Source organism: Bradyrhizobium sp. 134 (genome assembly GCF_023074155.1).
Taxonomy (GTDB): Bacteria; Pseudomonadota; Alphaproteobacteria; order Rhizobiales; family Xanthobacteraceae; genus Bradyrhizobium.
In genome coordinates this window covers 42,884-62,280 of record NZ_JADPKX010000086.1, presented here as the reverse complement: position 1 = coordinate 62,280, position 19,397 = coordinate 42,884, and the positions used below count along the sequence as shown (strand labels likewise).

Annotated in this window: 15 protein-coding genes and 1 pseudogene; 4 read left to right on the top strand and 12 right to left on the bottom strand. The window is 61.5% G+C overall.

The window, feature by feature from the left end; all coding sequences use genetic code 11:
• Nucleotides 1–70 precede the first annotated feature (70 nt).
• Nucleotides 71–856: a DUF72 domain-containing protein gene (locus IVA75_RS35200; protein WP_247288395.1), complete on the top strand. Its 786-nt coding sequence runs from the start codon at nucleotides 71–73 to the stop codon at nucleotides 854–856.
• Here IVA75_RS35200 and IVA75_RS35195 read toward each other — a convergent pair.
• Entirely contained in the window at nucleotides 853–2,040 is a 1,188-nt protein-coding gene (locus IVA75_RS35195) for a CoA transferase (protein ID WP_247288394.1), read from the bottom strand. The two genes, IVA75_RS35200 and IVA75_RS35195, sit on opposite strands and share 4 nt — an antisense overlap.
• A gap of 165 nt (nucleotides 2,041–2,205) precedes the next feature.
• Here IVA75_RS35195 and IVA75_RS35190 point away from each other — a divergent pair, with 165 nt between their 5' ends.
• Nucleotides 2,206–3,093, top strand: a complete 888-nt coding sequence (locus IVA75_RS35190; RefSeq protein WP_247288393.1) for a hypothetical protein — start codon at nucleotides 2,206–2,208, stop codon at nucleotides 3,091–3,093.
• A gap of 149 nt (nucleotides 3,094–3,242) precedes the next feature.
• Here IVA75_RS35190 and IVA75_RS35185 read toward each other — a convergent pair whose 3' ends face one another.
• From IVA75_RS35185 to IVA75_RS35170, 4 genes are all read right to left on the bottom strand, one after another.
• Complete coding sequence (locus IVA75_RS35185) at nucleotides 3,243–4,592, bottom strand: carbohydrate porin (protein WP_247288392.1); 1,350 nt, start codon at nucleotides 4,590–4,592, stop codon at nucleotides 3,243–3,245.
• A 136-nt stretch (nucleotides 4,593–4,728) separates the two neighbouring features.
• Nucleotides 4,729–5,790 (bottom strand): ABC transporter permease, encoded by a 1,062-nt coding sequence (locus tag IVA75_RS35180; protein WP_247288390.1) that lies wholly within the window; start codon nucleotides 5,788–5,790, stop codon nucleotides 4,729–4,731.
• Nucleotides 5,787–7,313: a sugar ABC transporter ATP-binding protein gene (locus IVA75_RS35175; protein ID WP_247288389.1), complete on the bottom strand. Its 1,527-nt coding sequence runs from the start codon at nucleotides 7,311–7,313 to the stop codon at nucleotides 5,787–5,789. Before IVA75_RS35175 ends, IVA75_RS35180 begins: the two co-directional genes overlap by 4 nt.
• Before the next feature lie 51 nt (nucleotides 7,314–7,364).
• A complete protein-coding gene (locus IVA75_RS35170; protein WP_247288388.1) occupies nucleotides 7,365–8,330 on the bottom strand; it encodes a sugar-binding protein in 966 nt (321 codons plus the stop codon).
• A gap of 255 nt (nucleotides 8,331–8,585) precedes the next feature.
• Between IVA75_RS35170 and IVA75_RS35165 the strand changes: the two genes are divergently transcribed.
• On the top strand, nucleotides 8,586–9,848 hold the full coding sequence (locus IVA75_RS35165) for an ROK family protein (protein ID WP_247288387.1): 1,263 nt from the start codon (nucleotides 8,586–8,588) through the stop codon (nucleotides 9,846–9,848).
• Between the two features lie 722 nt (nucleotides 9,849–10,570).
• On the opposite strand, the gene IVA75_RS35160 is transcribed toward IVA75_RS35165, so the two are convergent.
• From IVA75_RS35160 to IVA75_RS35145, 4 genes and pseudogenes are all read right to left on the bottom strand, one after another.
• The gene (locus tag IVA75_RS35160) at nucleotides 10,571–11,179 is read right to left on the bottom strand and encodes an NYN domain-containing protein (RefSeq protein WP_247288386.1); all 609 of its coding nucleotides are present in this window, start codon (nucleotides 11,177–11,179) and stop codon (nucleotides 10,571–10,573) included.
• 627 nt (nucleotides 11,180–11,806) lie between these two features.
• A complete protein-coding gene (locus tag IVA75_RS35155) occupies nucleotides 11,807–12,112 on the bottom strand; it encodes a hypothetical protein (RefSeq protein WP_247288385.1) in 306 nt (101 codons plus the stop codon).
• 731 nt (nucleotides 12,113–12,843) lie between these two features.
• Nucleotides 12,844–13,878 (bottom strand): annotated as a pseudogene (locus tag IVA75_RS35150) (IS110 family transposase).
• A gap of 271 nt (nucleotides 13,879–14,149) precedes the next feature.
• Entirely contained in the window at nucleotides 14,150–15,301 is a 1,152-nt protein-coding gene (locus IVA75_RS35145; RefSeq protein ID WP_247288384.1) for an acyl-CoA dehydrogenase family protein, read from the bottom strand.
• A gap of 83 nt (nucleotides 15,302–15,384) precedes the next feature.
• On the opposite strand from IVA75_RS35145, the gene IVA75_RS35140 reads away from it, so the two are divergent.
• Nucleotides 15,385–16,284, top strand: coding sequence for a LysR substrate-binding domain-containing protein (locus IVA75_RS35140; RefSeq protein ID WP_247289084.1), 900 nt, complete (start codon nucleotides 15,385–15,387; stop codon nucleotides 16,282–16,284).
• A 426-nt stretch (nucleotides 16,285–16,710) separates the two neighbouring features.
• Here the strand turns inward: IVA75_RS35140 and IVA75_RS35135 are convergent, their stop codons facing one another.
• From IVA75_RS35135 to IVA75_RS35125, 3 genes are all read right to left on the bottom strand, one after another.
• Nucleotides 16,711–17,157: a hypothetical protein gene (locus IVA75_RS35135; protein WP_247288383.1), complete on the bottom strand. Its 447-nt coding sequence runs from the start codon at nucleotides 17,155–17,157 to the stop codon at nucleotides 16,711–16,713.
• A gap of 231 nt (nucleotides 17,158–17,388) precedes the next feature.
• Nucleotides 17,389–18,285, bottom strand: a complete 897-nt coding sequence (locus IVA75_RS35130; protein ID WP_247288382.1) for an MBL fold metallo-hydrolase — start codon at nucleotides 18,283–18,285, stop codon at nucleotides 17,389–17,391.
• A 2-nt stretch (nucleotides 18,286–18,287) separates the two neighbouring features.
• Complete coding sequence (locus IVA75_RS35125; protein WP_247288380.1) at nucleotides 18,288–19,268, bottom strand: tripartite tricarboxylate transporter substrate binding protein; 981 nt, start codon at nucleotides 19,266–19,268, stop codon at nucleotides 18,288–18,290.
• Between the last annotated feature and the right edge of the window lie 129 nt (nucleotides 19,269–19,397).

Sequence of the window (19,397 nt, the reverse complement as noted above, 5' to 3'; positions counted from 1 at the left end):
AGCTCACGAGCAACGTATCGGCCGCACGGACGTTCCCATCCGGCAAATGCAACGGATGGACACTGCAAACATGGCGCGCGTTCTGATCGGAACTTCCGGCTGGCATTACGCCTCCTGGCGAGGCCCGTTCTTTCCCGAGGGCGTGACGCTGAAGCAGCAGCTGAGCTATTACGCCGGGCAGTTCGACACCACCGAGCTGAACGGAGTGTTCTACCGCACCCCGACGCCCGAGGCCGTCAAGGGATGGCGAGACCAGACCGACCGCGATTTCGTCTTCGCCTGGAAGGCCTCGAAATTCATCACGCATTGGAAGCGCCTGTCGGATCGCTCGGTGAACAGCCTCGAGCTGCTCGAGGATCGCATCTCACGGCTCGGCGGCAAGGCCGGCCCGATCCTGTTCCAGCTGCCGCCGCAATTCGAAGCCGACGCGGACCGCCTCGCCGGCTTCTTCAAGCTGTTGTCGCGGAAGCGGCGTTACAGTTTCGAATTCCGTCATCCCAGCTGGTATCAGCCGCGCATCTTGCGGATGCTGGCCGACGAGAACATCTCGCTGTGCCTGTCCGACCATCACGACGCACCCGCGCCGTGGAAGCGCACGGCGGATTTCGTCTATGTGCGCGGACACGGACCAAGCGGGCGCTATCACGGGCACTATACGAAACCCACGCTCGCGCAATGGGCGCGGCGCATCAAGTCCTGGAAGCGACAGGGTTGCGACGTCTACGTCTATTTCGACAACGACCAGAAGAGCGCGGCGCCCGCCGATGCCCGGGCGTTGAAGCAATTGCTCAACTTGCGGCAAAGCGCGGCGATCACAACGGCAGGCCGCCATGCAGGTGCCATTGTTCACCGCTAAACGATGCCGCCTTGCCGGAGCGCCGCGATCGCGGCCTTGTCGTAGCCGAGCTCGGTCAGGATAACATCGGTATGCTCGCCGAGCGTGGGCGGGCGCGTCGCGATTTTGCCGGGCGTTTCCGACAGGCGGACGGCGGCCCGCGCCACCGGTGCGGGCTTCGGCAGACCTGGATAGTCGACGTCCTGCATGAATCCGGCGGCGCGGACGTGCGGATGATCGAGCGCCTGCTGCGGGCTCAGCACGGGGCCGGTCGGAATCATGGCCTTGCCCAGGGTGTCGACGGCTTCCTGCGTGGTGCGCTCGGCGCACCAGCGCGCCATCCGCTCGCTGATGACAGGGCCGTTGTTGCCGCGGCTGATGTCGTCGGCAAAGCGCGGATCGTTCAGCCAGACCTCCTCCTCGCCCATCAGTTTCGCCCAGCGCTTGAACAGCGGATGCCCCGTGACCTGGCACAGCACCCAGCCGTCCCTGGTGCGGTAGATGTCGGCGGGCGCCGCGGTCTGGCCGAGATTGCCTGTCGGCACCCGATTGACGTTGATGACGGCCTGCTCGATCAGCGTCGCGTTGGTGAAGGACAAGGCGGTTGCCAGCAATGCGCCCTCGACGATCTGCCCGCGCCCGGATTTGCCGCGCTCGATCAGCGCGGCGAGCGTGCCGAACGCGCAATGCAGCGCGGTCCCGAAATCGACCCAGTTGACCGCGGCCCGGTAGGGCGGATCCCCGGCGCCCGTCATGTACACCGAGCCCGACATGACCTGGCCGACGCCGTCGAAGCCGACGCGGTCGGACCATGGCCCCGGCCCGCCGAACGCGGTGGCCGTCGTCAGGATGATGTCCGGCTTGATCGCTTTGAGCGAGTCGTAGTCGAGCTTCATCGCGCGCAAGGTCTGCGGCGGCAGATTGGCGACGACCACGTCCGCGGTCGCAATCAGGCGGCGCATCACCCCCTGCCCTTCCGGCTTCATCGGATCGAGCGTGAGGCACTTCTTGTTGCGGTTGACCTGAAGAAACAGCGCACCTTCGCCAGTTTCGCCGACCGGCGCCACGAAGCGGTCCTCGCTGCCGTCGCGCTTCTCCACCCGAATGACCTCGGCGCCGAATTCGGCCAGCAAGGTCGCGCAATAGGGCCCCGCGATATAGCGCCCGAAATCGAGAACCCGGACGCCGTCCAGAACCCCTCCCATCGATCTCTTTCCTTTGTGCTTTTCGTCAGCTTACAGGGATTGGCATTTGCGGCAAGGTGGCAACGGAGACCATGTCCACCCTCGAGAGTGATCGGACGAATCATTTCGACTGGCGGAAATTGTGCTCTAGTATGGACCTGTCCCTCCCCGATCAGAGCCTTGTCCATGCCGCAACAATTCGATCGATCCCAAGAAGATCTCGGCAACGCGATCCATTTCGAGCACGTCAACATCCAGGTCCCGGACCAGCGGCAGGCCACGCTGTTCTATGTCGCAGGCCTTGGGCTCACCCGCGATCCCTATCTGATGGTGTCCGACACCAATATGTGGATCAACGCCGGACGAAGTCAGTTTCATTTGCCGAGCGGCCGGCCGCAGGTGCTGCGCGGTCATGTCGGGCTGGTCATCGCGGGCCGCGAGGCGCTGCTGGCGCGATTGGCGTCGGTCGCGAAGAAGCTCGAGGGCACCGCGTTCGCCTTCACCGAGCATAACGACCATGTCGAGGCGATTTGTCCGTGGGGCAACCGCTTGCGCTGCTACGAGCCCGACGCCGCGCGCTTCGGCCGCGTCGCGCTCGGCATTCCCTATGTCGAGTTCGACGTGCCGGTGGGATCCGCCCCGCGCATCTGTGCCTTCTACCCCGAGATCATTGGCATGCCATCCGAGTTGCGGAACGGCGACGGCACGGTTGCCGCCGTGAAGACCGGCCGCGACCAGCATTTGTTGTTTCGCGAGACCGATCGGCCGCAAGGCGACTATGACGGCCACCATGTGCAGATGTACATCACCGATTTCTCCGGCCCTTATCGCAAGCTGCTGGCGCGCGATCTGATCTCGCGCGAGGACAATCAATATCAGTACCGCTTCTGCGACATCGTCGATCTCGACAGTGGCGAGCCGCTGTTCACGGTCGAGCACGAGGTGCGCAGCGCAACCCATCCGATGTTCATGCGGCCGATGGTCAATCGCAATCCGGCGCTGAACAATCGCAACTACGCATCCGGCCACGATCAATCGCTTTGGGCGATGGGACCGGACCAGTACGAGGGATAGGTGATCACCAAGTCCCGCGCCTGGCCGCAGCAACGTCGTAATGACCGAAGTCGCGGCCGGGCGGCTCCGCTGAGTGGAGCCGCCACATGTTGTGCGCTCCGGTGGGACGGGCATGCCCCACCTTTCGCATCAGACGGGTGAGCGTCCCGTCAGAAGTGGACCTCGGTGCGCATGCCAAGAACCACGGCGTTGTCGGTCTTCACGCCCACCGCGTTGTAGCCGCGCCCACCGGGATTGATGACATACTGGGCGTCGAACTTGAGGTTCAGCCAGCCGGTCGCCTGCCATCCGTACCAGACTTCGAGCGGCACTTCGTTGCCGCCGGCGTTGGGACTGAGGGCAGCCGTGTTCACGTGGGTCGTTCCCACCGCGAAGCCGACTTCGTCCTGGGGACGCCACGAGAACGTTCCGGTATGCCTGAAGCCGAGGGCGATCTGGTAATCCTGGTACGACGTCCGGTGGTCGGCGACGGTGGTATTGAGGAAGGTATACCAACCCTGCGCGCCCGGACCCTCGACGGTCAACCGCTGCAGGATCGACTCGTAAACGCCGAAGCGGCCGCGTTGATCACTGATATTTTGATCCGGGACGCCACCGACGCCCGGGATGGTGCTGATGACACCCGGAAGACCGCCATCAATGGAGGAGGCGCTGTCGTACCAGCCGCCAAGTCTCCAGGTCCCGGTCAAGGGGCCCTTCGGCGCCCAGACCAACTCCACCGGCACCATCACGCCACTGGCGCGATTCGAGGCGGGAATGCCGGGCAGGAAGTAGACGCCCGGGTCTGACGTCGTCAGGTAACCCGGATTGGCATCGTAGACACCGACCGACACCGTGAATTCCGGCGCGATCTTGTAATGCACGACACCGGCCCACTGGCTCACCGGCCAATTGTAGATGTAGCCACCCTGGATGTTGCCGGGCTGACCGCCGCAGAAGGTCAGGTTGATGAACTCGCACAGCCCGAAGAAGAAGTCGGAGCCGACCGGAAGACGGCCGCCCTTGAGTTCAAGGCGGTCATCGAAAAGCTTCTGCGAGTAATAGAGCTGCGTCAGGCGCAGAATATTGCCGCGGCCGAACACTTCGTTGGTCAGCTGCAAGGCGGGAATGTCCGCTTCGGTATTCAGGTTTTTGCCGAAGCGGTCGACCAGCGTGAGACCGACGGTGCCGCCGGGGATGCCGGCGAGTTTTCCCATGTCCAGCTTGGCGCCGAACCACAACTGACCGGCGTTGGCTGCGGTGTTCCTGCTTCCACCCGAGACGTTGCCGACGGATTCGTTGCCGAGCGTCAGGCCCAGCTCGATGCCCTGTTCCTTCAGCTTGGTCCTGCCGAGATCGCCGAACAGATACGGCCGCGTCCAAAAATCGTCAGCCGTACCATACGGAACAGGTGCAGCTTTCGTCGAAAAATCGGCCGCATATACTCCACCGCAAAACAGCGATGAGAAAGCAATCCCCACACCGCACACCCCTGCGGTGTTTATAAACCTGCGCAACATTTTACTCGTCCTCCCGCCGTCTCAGGCTTTGCTTGTTTCGCCTCACGTCCCTGCCCAAAGCCCTCGAGCCTGGAACGCACTCCCTCCCCAGCGGCCGCCGACCAGGCAGCCTTGTGTCAACTGGAGCCTGGATCCGTCATGCCCGATCACCCGTTCTCGCCGGCAACGCATCCGCGGCGCGCGGTGACGCGCCCTGGACTTGATCGGCCAATGTCGATTTCGGTGCGGCGCGGGCGACGCCGGCCAGTGCCTGCTTGCGCCGCCGTCGCGCCTGCAATTGCTGATCCGCCAACACGCCGATCAGAATGACCGTGCCCATCACCGCGAAATTCAGCGAATTGGGAATGCCCAGGATGTTCACCAGGTTCTGCAACACCTGCAGCAGCGCCGTGCCCAGCACGATGCCGAGAATAGACCCCTCGCCGCCGCGCAAGCTGCACCCGCCCAGGACGGCGGCCGCGATCGCGTAGAGCTCGTAGAAATTGCCGAAGGAGCTCGGCGAGACCGAGTTCGTGTAGAACACGAACAAGACCGTCGAAACTCCGGCGAGCCCGCCGCTGATGATATAGGCGGTTGCGATCACGAAGTTTGTGTTGATGCCCGAGAAGCGCGCGGCTTCCTCGTTCTTGCCGACGGCATAAAGCCAGCGCCCGTAGACCGAGCGGTGCAGCAGCACGCCGAGGATCAGCGCAAGGATGATCAGGAGGATGAAGGTGTTCGGGATTCCCGCCACATTGCCCGAAGCGACGTTGCTCAGTGTCGCCGCCTCGTCGCCGTAACCGAAGCCGCGGGTCGAATCGCTCGTGTAGTAGCGGGCGGCGCCGCGATAGATCAGCAACCCACACAGCGTCACGATGAAGGGCTGCATCTTCAGCCGGGTGATCAGGAACCCCTGGATGCCGCCAAGCACCAGCCCGCCCAGCAGCACGGCCACGAGCGCCAGGGGCCACGGCACCTCGTAGGTCGTCAGAAGGTCGACGAACACGACGCCGAGCAGCGCAAACATCGAGCCGAGCGACAGGTCGATGCCGCCGGTGATGATCACGAGCCCCTCGCCGAGCGCGAACACACCGAACAGGCCAATCAGATTGGCCATGTTCAAGAGGTTCACCAGCGACAGGAAGGCGGGATTGATCGCGCCCGTGATGGCGGCGATCACCACCAGCAGCAATCCCAGACCGAGCTCTTTCCTGATCATGGCGCGACCGCTTCCACGGTTTCGAGCGCCTGGCCCATGGCCAGTCGCAATACGTTGTATTCGCTGAACTGCTCCCGCTCGAGCACGCCGCTGACGCTGCCTTCATGCATCACCGCCACGCGGTCGGAGACGCCGATGACTTCCTCCATGTCCGACGAGATCATCACGATCGCGACGCCCTGGTCGGCAAGCTCGCGCATCAGCGCGTAGATCTCGCCCTTGGCGCCGACGTCGATGCCGCGGGTCGGCTCGTCGAAGAACATCACGCGCGGCTGCATGGAAAGCCATTTGCCGAGCACGACCTTCTGCTGGTTGCCGCCGGAGAGCGTCACCACCTCCATGTCGATGCTCGGCGCCTTGATGGAGAGGCGCCTGACCTGCTCTTTCGCGACCTTGCGCTCGGCTGCGCCGCTGACCAGCCACATCCGCGCATGATCCAACAGGCTCGCCAGCGTCATGTTCTCGCGGATCGGCAATTCCAGCACGAGCCCGGATTTCTTGCGGTCCTCCGGCACCAGATAGATGCCTTGGCTGATCGCGTCGCGCGGCGATGCGACAGCGACCGGTGCGTTGTCGATCCTGATCTCGCCGCCCAGCAGCGGGTCAATGCCAAACGCTGCGCGGGCAAGAGAGGTGCGGCCGGCGCCCACGAGCCCCGCCAGGCCCAGGATCTCGCCATGCCGCACGGAAAGATCAACCTGCCGGTCGGGGAAGGCTGATGTCACGACGCCGACGATATCGCAGCCGCCCGGCTGCGGCGCCTGTTTCGGCGGGGTATGCAGCGCTTTCAGGTCGCGGCCGATCATCAGCCGGATCATTGCGGCGTGGCTCAGCTGGTCCCGCGCCAACTCGCCAACAGTGCGTCCGTCGCGCAGCACCACGACGCGGTCAGCGCAGGTCATGATCTCGCCGAGCCGGTGAGAGATATAGATCACCGAAATGCCGTGCGCCTTCAGATCGGCAATCACTTCCAGCAGCCGTTCCGTCTCCGAAATCGTCAGGCTGGAGGTCGGCTCGTCCATGATGATCACGCGGGCGTCGATCGAGAGCGCCTTGGCGATCTCCACCATTTGACGCTCGGCGATGGAGAGGTCTTCGACCAGCGTATCCGGCGCGAAATCGGCACCCAGCCGCTCCAGCAGCGGCGTCACGCGATCACGCATCTCGGCATTGTCCACCAGCTTCAGCGGCCCGCCCATCAGCTTCTCGCGCCCGATAAACACGTTGGCGGCGACGTCGAGATTTTCGAACAGGTTCAGTTCCTGGTGCACGAAGGCGATGCCGGCCTGCGTCGCCTCGGTCACCGTCACACGTGCGTGGTCGGTGCCGCCGATGCGGATCACGCCCTCGCTCGGCGCGATCACGCCGCCCAGCACGCGCATCAGCGTCGACTTGCCGGCGCCGTTCTCGCCGATCAGGCCCACGACCTCGCCGCGATCCACGCGCAAACTGACGTCATCGAGGGCCATGACCCCGGGATAGGATTTGCTGATCCCGGCGAGTTCGAACAGGATTTCCGCCATTCATTTCCTCCCGCACGACGCCCGGCGGCCGTGCCGCCGGGCGCCTGATACTCACTTCTTGAGGAGGTTCTTCATGTCTGCGGTGAACGCCGCGACGTTGGCCTTGCTGATTACCTTGGTCGGCACGATCAGCTTGCCGCCCGCCGGGATCCAGGACTTGTCGCCGTTCAGCGTCTTGATGATGTTGGTGGCGGAGAGATAGCCGAACTCGTAGGGCTGCTGCACCACCGTCGACTCGATCGTGCCGTCGGAAACACCCCGCAGCGTGCGCTGGTCCTCGTCGAAGCCGACGATCTTCACCTTGCCGGCCTTGCCCGCCGCCTTGACCGCGTCATAGATCAGCGGTGTCTCGTAGCTCCAAAGCCCGGACAACAGCGCGATGTCGGGATATTTGACCAGCACGTTCTCCATGTTCGCCTTGGCCTTGGCGAAGTCCACCTGATCGGTGAACACGTCGACCAGCTCGACCTTGGTGCCGGCGATCGCGTCCTTGATGCCCTGCACCCGCTCGCGGGCATTGTCCGCGTCCATCGTGCCGACGAACAGCGCGATCTTTCCGCCGTTCGGCAGCGCCTTCTTGATTTCTTCGCCAGCCTGCCGCCCGGCCGCGACGTTGTCGGTACCGATATAGGCGAGACGATTACTCTGCGGCGCGTCGCTATCCGTCGTGATCAACACGGTCTTGGCCGCAACCTTGTTGAGCTCTTCGGTTGCGTGCGGCGCATCGTCGACCGAGATCGAGATACCGGCGACGCCGCGCACCAGCAGGTCGTCCAGCTCGCGCCGCTGACCTGCCGCGGTCGCCTCGTTGGTAACGATCAACTGGATGTCGTATTCCGGGTGCTCCTTCTGAGCCTTCTCGAGCCCGCGGCCGGCGATGGTCCAGAAATCGGCCGCGGCATTGGTCACCAGCGCGATGGTCTTTTTCTGCTGGGCCTGCGCCGCCCCCGTAGCGACGGCCAGCGCAGCTGCGGTCACAAACAGCGACACCATGAGTTTCTTGATCAATCCGTTCATGTACACCTCCCTTGGTCACCCCGTTCAGGGGTTTCACAGCGCTTATGCGCCATCTTTTATTTACGTCGCGAACAAATGCCGCAGGGCAAACCAGCCGGATCAGGATGTACTTGCCCCTTCTTCAAGTCTAAATAGTACAGATGGTACGATAATAGTAAATATGGCCTGCTGAAAACCGAATCCGATTGTGCTTTTCCGGTCACACGGGCATCCCGTCCTCTCCATTAAATTTACGCGATGAATTAAAGAGGCAGCATGGTTGACCAAATTGAGCCGTCCAGACGCGTGTCGAACACGGCCCGCGAATCCAACCGCGGCCGTCTCGTCGACGTCTTGCGACGCCAGGGGCCGCTGCCACGCGTGGCGCTCGCCCGGAGTACAGGCCTGAGCTTCCCGGCCGTTTCCGGCCTGACGTCGCGGCTGATCGCGGAAGAGCTGCTGTGCGAGACGGAGACGGCGGCAACCCCCTGGTCCGAAGACGGCGAGGAAGAGGATGCGGACGGACCGAATGGCCGTCGCCGCGGCCGGCCGGTCGTGCTGCTGACCCTGAACCCGGAGTTCGGGCGCATCGTCGCGATCTCCGTGCGCATGAACCTGATCGAGACGCTGATCGCGGATTTCCGGGGCTCCGGCGTGGCGCAGTCGCGACTTGCACTGTCAACGCGCGCGCTCGATGCAGGCGCGCTGCGCGATCTCGTGATCGCGCAGATCAATGCGCTGCTCGATGCGACGGAGACGCCGCGCCATCGGCTGTTGGGAATCGGGATCGCGCTGCAAGGCATCGTGAACGTCGACACCGGCACGACGCTGTGGAGTCCCGCGCTGTCGATCACCGAAGTCGATCTGGCGACGCCGATACGTCAGGCGTTCGGGGTCGAGGTCGTGATGGCGAACGACGCTGTCGCGGTCGCGCTCGCCATCACGGCGGCCGAACCGGCATTGGCGCAAGGCCTCTCGGCCACGATCATGGTCGGTCACGGCATCGGGATGGGCGTCGTTGCCGATGGTGAAGCACGCTGGGGCGCCGGCAGCGAGATCGGCCATGTCAAGCTGGCGCCGGACGGCCCGCAATGCCGCTGCGGCCAGCGCGGCTGTATCGAGGCTTATCTTGCTGATTATGCGCTCTACCGCGACGCCCGCACCTTTCTCGATCTGCCGCCGGCGGACTCGCAGCAGCCGTCCGAGGGGCAGATGGCCCTGCTGCGCGAGCGCGCACTGGGCGGAGATCCACGTCTCGAGCACCTGTTCCTGCAGGCAGGTCGCGCGCTGGCGGAGGCGGTCGCTGCAACGATATCCGTGCTGCGACCGCACCACGTCATCCTGGCGGGTCCAGGCTTGATGGCCTTCGACATGATGCGCCACGCCTATGAGGAACGGCTCGAGCAGGCGGTGTTGCCATGGCTGCTCAGGTCCACGGCGATCCATCTGCGTCCAAGCGAGTCGGCGGTCATTGTCGAGGGCATGGTGCGGCGGACGCTGCGGGTCGTCGACCAAAACCACATGGAAGCGACCGAGTAAGCGCCGCGAGCTAAGCGCTGGCTGGCGACGCAGTGCAGTTCGCACCGGTCTCCGTTCTAAATTCCCTGAAAACAGGGAACTTTACTGGGAAATAACGGGCTTTGGGGTCTGTCTGAGGGGGCACGGGCTCCGAAAAGATCGCAAAAATAGCGTATCCACTCTCAATTCCCTAAGCTCACAACAGGGAAAAAGTCCGAATGAACAGCGTAAACAATCGCGCTTACAGCGAACCGCGCACGGCCCACGCTAACAGCGCGTTGCCTGGAGATGGATGTAGCTCAGAGGCCAGCTTTGATGGGTAGCTGAATGGCCCAGGTCGCATCGGAGAGCAGCTTTGGGACCGCGTCTTCTTCGGGCGAAGCCCAATCGGCACGATTAGATCTAGCCAAGGCATTCGTTAAAGCCCGCATATCTGGCTTCTAAACATCTTGAACCAGAGAGACATCGCACCAGGTAACGGCGAAAAGCCCCTCACTCTCTAAAGCGTCGACATCTGATCTGGGTCGTAGCGAGTTGCAATGGGTGCTCGATTGGCTCCTCCCCGGGCTACCGTCTCCGCAAGCTCTCCGAAATACGTGGCGGGGCGGCGACACTGCGCGTCCGATCCTGTCTGAGGTACTGCCGCTGTGTCGACTCCCCCGGGCGCGCGAGAAACAGGTAGGTGCCCCCGCGTAGCGCAAAAGCGTTCCTCGCCGACTTGTCCAGCTGCATTCACGGGTCGTTTAGGCGAGGGAATCGTTTCCCTTCGGATCCTGCAAGAATTTAGGCACGTGTCCGCGGTCGCGGGGGGCGGGGCGTTCGGACGGGTCGCGGCCAAGCTTTGACTGCAGCTCGACGAGGTCGGTGAAGACGTCGGCCTGGCGGCGCAGCTCGTCGGCGATCATCGGCGGCTGGCTCGCGATCGTGGAGACCACCGTGACCCGCACACCGCGGCGTTGCACGGCCTCGACAAGGGAACGGAAATCGCCGTCACCGGAGAACAGGACCATCTGGTCGATTTGCTCGGCGAGCTCCATGGCGTTCACGGCGAGCTCGATGTCCATGTTGCCCTTGACCTTGCGGCGTCCGGAGGCGTCGATGAACTCCTTGGTCGCCTTGGTGACGACGGTGTAGCCGTTGTAGTCGAGCCAGTCGATCAGCGGCCGGATCGAGGAGTACTCCTGATCCTCGATGATCGCGGTGTAGTAGAACGCCCTCAGCAGCGTCCCGCGGCTCTGAAATTCCCTCAACAGGCGCTTGTAATCGATGTCGAAGCCCAGAGTTTTTGCCGTCGCGTAGAGATTGGCTCCATCGATGAACAGCGCGATCTTGTCAGTAGGTGAGTGGGACATCTGTCCAGGCTTTCGGTGGAGCAACTCGGGATTAAAGCATCCCGGAAATTTGCGACGCGGATGTTTGGTCGCATTCTATATGGATGGCTACCGGAGATCGTCGAGTAGCGTCATACATTTAAGCTTCAAATAATATCAGACCTATGCAGGGCGTGGAACTCTACCATGGCCCGAAAGTTCTCCTGTCAAATTTGTAATGGATTCTCGATTTTCAGGTGCGTATTGAAGGTTTGCCTAATGAACGCCGGCGATTTTGCTCTCTTTGATCTGACCATACAAAGACGGGGTCGTGGCTGGCGGTGGTCCGTCATTGACGGGTCAGGCACCCCTCTGTTGACTGGCACCGAGTGCAGCAGGACTGCAGCTCATTACAAGGCCACCAGGGCAATCTTCCAAATGTTATTGATTGCTCCGTATCGCGTTCGAATTTCTCCAGCAGCCTGGTCGCTCGCCTTGAAGATTGAGGCGCCACGCACCTCCCTGGACCCAGGGAGAAGGCGCGGGTTGAGATCGAGGGGCTAAAAGGCTACGCGCCGGTCTAACGAGCTGCGTGCCGGCAGAAGATTGTCAATGAGGTCAAAGTTGATCAGAGGCGCGCGGTAAGAGCGGCGGAAACGGCGCATCTGATCACTGCATTTTTCGCCCGAGGTCTCTCAGGAGCGAGTGGAGAAAATCACTCGCATGGTCGTACCGCGCGCCGCCGCAGGCGATTTTACGGGCCCGCGGCTCCACTACACTACCGACGGTTTCGGGACCGAGTAGATCAGCTTTTTCAGACCATTGCTGCAGCAGGCGATCGGGAATGTATTCCGCAGACCCGAACAACGTCAAAAGGCAATCCTCGGCTTCGGCTTTGTGGTCGTGATGAGCTTTCGCCCAGTACAAAGCGAATAGTCCACGAAAAGCATCACGGGAAACGGCTGGTTTTGCCATTGCAATGTCCCCGCAGAATTGAATTCTCAACGAAGAGGCCACCTAAAGGCGGCCTCAGGAGTTCATTAGTTCATTCAAATAACACGTACTGAAACGCCTGCCGCAGCGTTGCCGTTGCTTCAGAACCCGGGTGTAAATAGATGCGAGATGAACGTGCCAGCCCCGGTCACAGGAGCATGCCAACATCATTCGCTTCTGCCAACTAAAATCTGACGACTGCCGGGAAATTCTGGCAATCCACAATCTATGTCAGTTTGATTGACGTACGCAGCGAGCCGTTCGCGAGCGAAGTAGCATGATGATCTATCACGTTACGGGATCGACGAGCTCGACAACGCCGTGAGTTTTGGTGCGCGACGAAGGTCGAAGCAAGGAAGGCCGCAGCGATGGTGGACGAACACCCCGTGGAACTTTGGTGCGATGGTCGGGGGCCTCGCCTGTTTGCAGGCGCAGCTAGACTAGAGCTTGTACTCATCTGTGGACGCCCCGCGAGATGCAAGCGATTTTTGAAGAAGATCGGCACGTAGTCGGATGCTGCCATCTGTCCGGCCTCTGATGGTGCAGCGATGAAGCTGCGGGCCCGTATGGGAGTTCGCGGACCGAAACCAAATCATAAACGCGTGCTCTGGGCACGATGAGTACACCTGGTTCTTCCGGCCCCGTCTCGCCGACTGTTGCGCCATACCCTCCTTCGACCGACTACATCTCTGACGACCTCAGGCCCCCCAAGATCAAGCCTTGGCTGAGACCGGAGCCCTGTAATTTTCGCGCTTTACAAGTAATGCCCAGACGATCCGGGCCATCTTGTTCGCAAGTGCGACCGTTACCAGCATGCGAGGTTTGCGGGTCAACATCTGTTCGAGCCAGGACCCCTTTGGCGCTCCGCGTTTGCTCGCCTGTTGCACAACGGCGCTGCTGCCGATGATGAGGAGGCGCCTGAGCGTTCGCTCCCCCATCTTGGACGTCGCGCCAAGCCTCTGTTTGCCACCCGTCGATTTTTGAAGAGGCGTGAGACCCAACCAGGCGGCAAAGTCGCGCCCCTTGGTGAAAGTCTCGATCGGCGGCGCTAGGGCGGCGATCGCGGTGGCGGAGATCGGGCCGACGCCAGGAATAGTCATCAGTCTGCGCGATACCTCGTCTTCGCGAGCGCGTCGCGTGATCTCCTTGTCGAGATCCGCGATCTTGCCATTCAACTCGGCGAGAAGGTCTAGCATCACTCGGAACATGGGACGGGCCGCTTCGGGAAGGGAGCTGGCCATCGCTTCTTCCTCGATCAGGTCGGCAAGCTTCGCCACATGCGATGGCCCCTTGGGCGCTATCCAACCATATTCCGTAAGGTGTCCTCGGACCGCGTTGATGAGCTGGGTTCGCTGCCGCACCAACAGGTCCCGGGTTCGAAACACCAGACCCGCCGCCTGCTACTCTTCACTCTTCACGGCAACGAACCGCATGTTCGGCCGCTGCGCAGCTTCGCAGATCGCCTCAGCATCGATCGCATCATTCTTTTGCCGCTTTACAAACGGCTTCACATAGGCGGGCGGGATCAGCCGAACCTGATGGCCAAGCTGCGTGAGCTGCCGGGCCCAGTGATGGGCTCCGCCACATGCCTCTAAAGCTACCGTGCAACTCGGCTGAGCTGCGAAGAAATCCAAGAGCTTTCCTCGGCTGATCCGTTTGCTGAATACAGCCTGTCCTTTCCCGTCCGCTCCATGTGCGTGGAAAACATGCTTGGCGATATCCAGACCGATTGTGCTAACCTGCATCACGGACGCCTCCCTTAAGTGGTGCTAAACACCTCCACTTTGGCACATCGATGCCGTCGGCGGGGCGTCCACCCCATCATAACCCCGATCAGCCCGAGGCACGGAGGCAGAGGCTTGTCGTCAGTTTTTTTGAGACCGGACATCCAAAGACAGACGTCCCTCAAGGGTCGCTAGGTTGGAGAACCCTCGAACGGCATCGCCAATTCCGGCTGCGGCTCCGCGAGCAAACGGTCCGAGACCGCTTGTGACCCGTTGCAGACGAACCGCGTCTCACTCAAAATCGCGCTGTGGCGGCCTCTAAACCAAGTTCAACGCGTCCGGCAGTGACGTATATTGAAGGGTTCATAGCGATGTGCTTGGTGGCGGCGTGCACATCGCGGACGGCGCGTTCCAGAGGACCGCTTTCGAAGATTGCCGCTGCGCCTGCCTCTCGCGCCAAGATGTCGACAATGTGCAGCGCGGTTTCGCCGGCGTGTGCTGCCGCTATTCGCAATCGCAGCCGCGCGCTGACGAGACGATGCCCACCGACATCGGTGGCGGCCATCAGTTCGCTCATGGTCTCGATGAGGAAAGCGCGTGCCGAGCTATGGAGCGTCTGGACCCGCCCGACGAGCGCCTGCACGATTTCCCGATCGCGCATCACGCCGGGAGTGCCGAGCCGCCCCTTTCCGCTCGCCAGCGTCACAAAGCTGTCGATGGCCCCCCGCGCTATTCCAAGTGGGACCACTGCAACCGTCCATGCGAAAGTTGAAAGAGCTGGAAGGCGGTAAATGACTCCATTCTCGGCTGGCTTGTAATCAACGAACGGATGCATCCTTTCGGCGGGAACCCACGTATCGCGGACCTCCCAGTCCGAGCTCCCGGTGCCACGCAACCCCGAAACATGCCACGTGTCGTGAATCGTGACCTGCTTCCGTTCGAAGTAACAGCAGAAGCGCGGTTGGTCAGGGGCTTGGTTTTCGCCAATGGTCACTAGCCCCATAAAGTGAGTGCCATGCGGCGCACCACTTCCGAATGGCCACCGACCAGAGACGCGGAAGCCTCCATCGACAGACACGGCGGCACCTAGTGCCCCCGTCGCGCTCACGACAAATGTGCGGCGGTCTTCAAACCAGCTGCGCACCACATGCGAGGGTAGATAGCCGCCGACGCGGCTCATGCCGCCTCCATTGCCCACAAGCCAGCCGACAGCCCCATCGAGCGCTGCCGCGCGTTCTACAACGCTCATGAAGGCGAGCGGCGACAGTTCTGGTCCGCCCAAAGTTGCGGGTAGCCAAAGCCTGAAGAATCCTCCCTCGGCCAGCGCATTGAAGACCTCTTCATGAAGTTGCCGGTCACGATCGAAGCCCGCTCGATGGTCGGCGATCAACGGCTGGATAAACCCGAGAGCCTCAATAAAAGGGGTCGCCTGGTCATCTTCTTGCATGAGCCATAGTCAGGCTTTCCAAATCGGGGGCAAGCCCAAACATTTCACGTGCAGATGAGATAATTTCATCTACATTGGCCGCGATGCGAAAGTTGCCGCCCCTGACGGAATTGCGCGCCTTTGAGGCCGCGGCGCGCCATCTAAGCTTTAAGGGCGCAGCCAACGAACTTGGCGTCACACCGACCGCGATCAGTCACCAGGTCAAGCTTCTGGAGCAGCATTGCGGCCGGACGCTATTCCGTCGCCGACCGCGCCCGCTGGCACTTACCTTAGCAGGCAAGCAGCTGTTTCCGGTTGTCCGCGACGGCTTTGGAAGGTTTGCCGAGACACTGTCGGACATCAAAAGCGGTCACGCGGGCTCGCATTTGCGCATCACGACGACAAACGCCTTTGCTGCCCGCTGGCTATTGCCGCGCCTACCGTTTTGGCGGGCCGCACATCCACGGCTTAAACTCGACATTGTCGGCACTGACGCCGTCCTCAATCTCGAGTCGGACGAAGCCGACGTGGCTGTCCGTTACTCTGTCGGGCCGCCACTGGATGGGAAAGCCATCGAACTGACGCGCGATACCTTCTACGTCGTAGCGAGCCCGACGCTCGTCGGCAGAAAAGCGGCGAGAATGCAGGCGGTCCATCTCGCGCGACTTCCGCTCATCGAGGCTGCGTGGCCGCCGAGCGACACACACGCGCCAACGTGGCAACGCTGGCAGCGGGCGGCATTCCCCTTTTCCAAACGCAATTTTGCGTCACTTGTAAGTTTAAAGTTTCAGGAGGAACTTCACGCCATTGAAGCCGCCATTGCCGGTCAGGGCGTGGCCATCTGCAGCGATGTTCTGGTCGCCCGCGAATTGGCGAGTGGAGTGCTCGTCCCGATATCGCCGGTAACTTTAAGTGGTTATGGATTCTACATTGTCCATCGCGCGGGAGCCGCGAATGGTTCGGCTATAAAGAAATTCATCACTTGGGCCCGGGCAGCGCTTTAGCTCGACTCTTCCTTGCCTGATGGTCCGCTTGGGCCCATCACTCCCGTTGGAGCGGTGCGGCTACATGCCCGATGATGGAAGCGGACCGGAAGCTTGTCGCTGATGCGGGCAGCACGACACCGGCTATAGTCGGCTCGCTGCCCGGCTTGACATCGGCGCCGAGGAGATCAAGTCCTGTGTCCCCTGGAAGCAACCGGCGGATAGGCAGCGTGTGTGTCGGCTTCCAGCTGCTCTATAGCCCGCTGCCAGTATTCTTCGGCTCGCCCCTCTTGTCGCCCCTCAAGTGCCCAAAGATGGTAGGCCCGCTCTCGGATGCGCCGTTCTTGATCGGAATCAGTGCTGGAATCGGACATGTCTTCAACCTCGGATGTTGCGGCGGGCCGTTGCCGATGGTGATCTTACCGTTCAGGCCGTGTTGGCAGTCCTTTACTCCTCAATCACCATCTCGACCAGCTTCGCTATCTTGGCACGCGTCAGATCACCGGAGTTAGAAATGTAGGGCTCGACATCAGGGGTAAAAACGAAAGGGATACCCTTCTTAGTTCCGCTGTCACCGATGCGAGTTACGACGATGTTGCCGAATGCAGTTGAGATGCTGGTCGGAGGACCATTGCCGATTGTGAAAGAAACCCCGACTGGACGGTGGTCGTTCCGCTCGATCTGCGGAGCGAAGGAGAACTGCTCTTCCCCGAAATGATGCTTCAACTCCTCCAGAAAAGGTATGACTTCGCGCTGCATCGCCTGCTTGCAGTGCTCGATATCGGCCGATCGCCTGTCCTTGTTTTCTGCGGCGATGATCGCCTGCCTCTCTTTTTCAGCAACCGCTGCGGATAACTTCTGTCGGAATTTCTCAGCCAGCTGCTCGGCATTCATTCTTGTTCCAATCGAGCTCGTCTCGTTACCAATGTGTTGCATACGACTACGGCTTATCGGCGGCACCAGCGGATCCGGACGCATCGGAGCTTTTTATACTCCCGAGGACATCGAGCTCGGTGTGCCAAAAGCGCTTTCCGAGGCGGCAACACGCATGAGTCCGGAAGGGGCCCGCACCGGATCTCCCGTGTGCATCCGGTCGAAGACTGCTTGTGACCCGAAGCCGACATTTCAGTTCTCCGATTTTGAACGTCGGACTGTGATTGTCTCGCCTATCTCGAAGCTAGACAGATCTTCGCCGACGACAAGCGGCCCGGAATAGGTCTCGCGGGTCGCCGCCACTAAATCCTCTATAGCAGGCGCCGCGACGGTTTTACTCGCGAGCATGACGAGATGGGTAAAAGCGGCCATTTTGGGCTCGGTCTGCGCAAACACTCGCCCAGCCTCCTGAGGCGAGGTGTGATGATTGAGGATGCGCCGGATGTAAACTTCGCTCAGAAGTTCCGGCCGCGCCATGGCGACCTCATGCACCAGCAGGTCAGCACCCGCGCCGTAGCGCAGCACATTGGCGTTGTAGCGGGTGTCACCGGAGATCACGGCGACCCGATTTTTGTATTCGACTCGATAGCCGTAAGCCGGCTTAATGGCCTCACCATGGTCGACGGCGAAGGCAACAACCCTTAGATCGCCGGCCTGATAAACGGCGCCGTCACCGGTAAATTCCTTCACGCCGATAGCGGCGTGCTCGCGGGCGAGCTTCTCGTCCGCGACCCTGATGTCGATATCGTGCGCATAGGCCGCCTCAATATGATGCATCAGCTTGGCGGTGCCGACGGGCCCGATCACATTAAAAGGCCGCTGACGGTTGCCGAAATAAGAGCTCAGCCAGCCGGTGAGCCAGAGGTCTGGAATCCCCACGGTGTGGTCGGAATGAAAATGCGTGAGCAACAGCGCATCGATGCTGCCTATGGGAACGCCGAGCTGAAACAGCCTCATCGTGGCACCGCGACCGGCGTCGATAAGGAGAGTGTGGCCGCCGACCTCAATTAACGTGCTGGGCCCGAACCGGTCGGGGCGGGGGATCGGTACCCCCGTCCCGAGCAGCGTCACCCGGAAATCAGCGGTCATTGCTACTCTACCTTTATGCCTGCGTCGGAGACGACTTGATACCAGTGCGCGACCTGGTCGCCGACCATGCGGCCAAATTGCTCCGGCGTGCCGCCTACCGGTTCGGCGCCAATCTTTGCCAGCGCTTCCTGGACCGATCGCTTTTGCAGCGCCTTGTTAATCGCTGCGTTGAGCCGCGCGACCGTTTCCTTGGGGGTGCCGTGCTTGACCGCGAAACCAGTCCAGTCCTCGACCACGAGAGACGGATAGCCAGCCTCGATGATGGTTGGCACGTCGGGAAGGGCCGGGACACGCTTCGGACCAGTCACCGCCAAAGCGCGCAGCTTGCCCGTCTTAATCAGGTCAACGACCGGCAATACGGTGATAAACTGAAAAGTGTTTGTGCCGTTGAGCAAATCGCCAATCGCCTGCGAAAATTGTGCGTAGGGAACGTGCTGGGCGCGCGTACCGGTCTGCTGCTTGAACTGCTCCCCGATCAGATGTGCGGGCGTGCCGAAGCCCCCCGAGGAGAACGTTAACTTGTCCGGCTGGCTTTTCAGCAGCGCTACGAGCTCCGCCACCGTAGTGGCCGGCACCGATGGATTCACGACCAACACATTGTAGGAGACGGTAGCCTTGATAACAGGGTCGAAGTCCTTGCTGAGGTCATAGGCGATTTTCGGCACCAGCGACGGTGCTGCGACCGATGGTACAGACATCGCAAAGAGGCTGTTGCCGTCTGGCGGCTGGTTCAGGACGTCGCTCGCCGCAATCGTGGTGACGCCGCCCGGCCGGTTCTCCACAATGACCCGCCAGCCTTCGGATTCTGTCAGTTCCTTCGAGATTATGCGGCTGATGATGTCGGGCGGGGTGCTAGCCGAGTTAGGCGCCACGAACCGAATCGTCCTCGTTGGGAAGGATGACTGCGCCAGTCCATTGGCAGCAAGCAGAGGCAGGATCGCAACTGATAAGACGGTGGAGCGGCGAAACAGGTGAGATGTCATGGAAGTCTCCATCAAACGATGAAAGTGAACTCCAGCTCGCACGCTAGCTTCGGTCTCCTGTTCGTGCCGAGCTAGGAAAATCGGCAAGCGTTCCGCACTGTGGAATGGTACGTTCCACTTCGTGGAACG

What these genes read in the sequence shown, in the direction of transcription:
- IVA75_RS35200 (WP_247288395.1), top strand. Translation starts at nt 71, where the DNA reads ATGGCGCGCGTTCTGATCGGAACTTCCGGCTGGCATTACGCCTCCTGG.
- IVA75_RS35195 (WP_247288394.1), bottom strand. Translation starts at nt 2,040, where the DNA reads ATGGGAGGGGTTCTGGACGGCGTCCGGGTTCTCGATTTCGGGCGCTAT.
- IVA75_RS35190 (WP_247288393.1), top strand. Translation starts at nt 2,206, where the DNA reads ATGCCGCAACAATTCGATCGATCCCAAGAAGATCTCGGCAACGCGATC.
- IVA75_RS35185 (WP_247288392.1), bottom strand. Translation starts at nt 4,592, where the DNA reads ATGTTGCGCAGGTTTATAAACACCGCAGGGGTGTGCGGTGTGGGGATT.
- IVA75_RS35180 (WP_247288390.1), bottom strand. Translation starts at nt 5,790, where the DNA reads ATGATCAGGAAAGAGCTCGGTCTGGGATTGCTGCTGGTGGTGATCGCC.
- IVA75_RS35175 (WP_247288389.1), bottom strand. Translation starts at nt 7,313, where the DNA reads ATGGCGGAAATCCTGTTCGAACTCGCCGGGATCAGCAAATCCTATCCC.
- IVA75_RS35170 (WP_247288388.1), bottom strand. Translation starts at nt 8,330, where the DNA reads ATGAACGGATTGATCAAGAAACTCATGGTGTCGCTGTTTGTGACCGCA.
- IVA75_RS35165 (WP_247288387.1), top strand. Translation starts at nt 8,586, where the DNA reads ATGGTTGACCAAATTGAGCCGTCCAGACGCGTGTCGAACACGGCCCGC.
- IVA75_RS35160 (WP_247288386.1), bottom strand. Translation starts at nt 11,179, where the DNA reads ATGTCCCACTCACCTACTGACAAGATCGCGCTGTTCATCGATGGAGCC.
- IVA75_RS35155 (WP_247288385.1), bottom strand. Translation starts at nt 12,112, where the DNA reads ATGGCAAAACCAGCCGTTTCCCGTGATGCTTTTCGTGGACTATTCGCT.
- IVA75_RS35145 (WP_247288384.1), bottom strand. Translation starts at nt 15,301, where the DNA reads ATGCAAGAAGATGACCAGGCGACCCCTTTTATTGAGGCTCTCGGGTTT.
- IVA75_RS35140 (WP_247289084.1), top strand. Translation starts at nt 15,385, where the DNA reads ATGCGAAAGTTGCCGCCCCTGACGGAATTGCGCGCCTTTGAGGCCGCG.
- IVA75_RS35135 (WP_247288383.1), bottom strand. Translation starts at nt 17,157, where the DNA reads ATGAATGCCGAGCAGCTGGCTGAGAAATTCCGACAGAAGTTATCCGCA.
- IVA75_RS35130 (WP_247288382.1), bottom strand. Translation starts at nt 18,285, where the DNA reads ATGACCGCTGATTTCCGGGTGACGCTGCTCGGGACGGGGGTACCGATC.
- IVA75_RS35125 (WP_247288380.1), bottom strand. Translation starts at nt 19,268, where the DNA reads ATGACATCTCACCTGTTTCGCCGCTCCACCGTCTTATCAGTTGCGATC.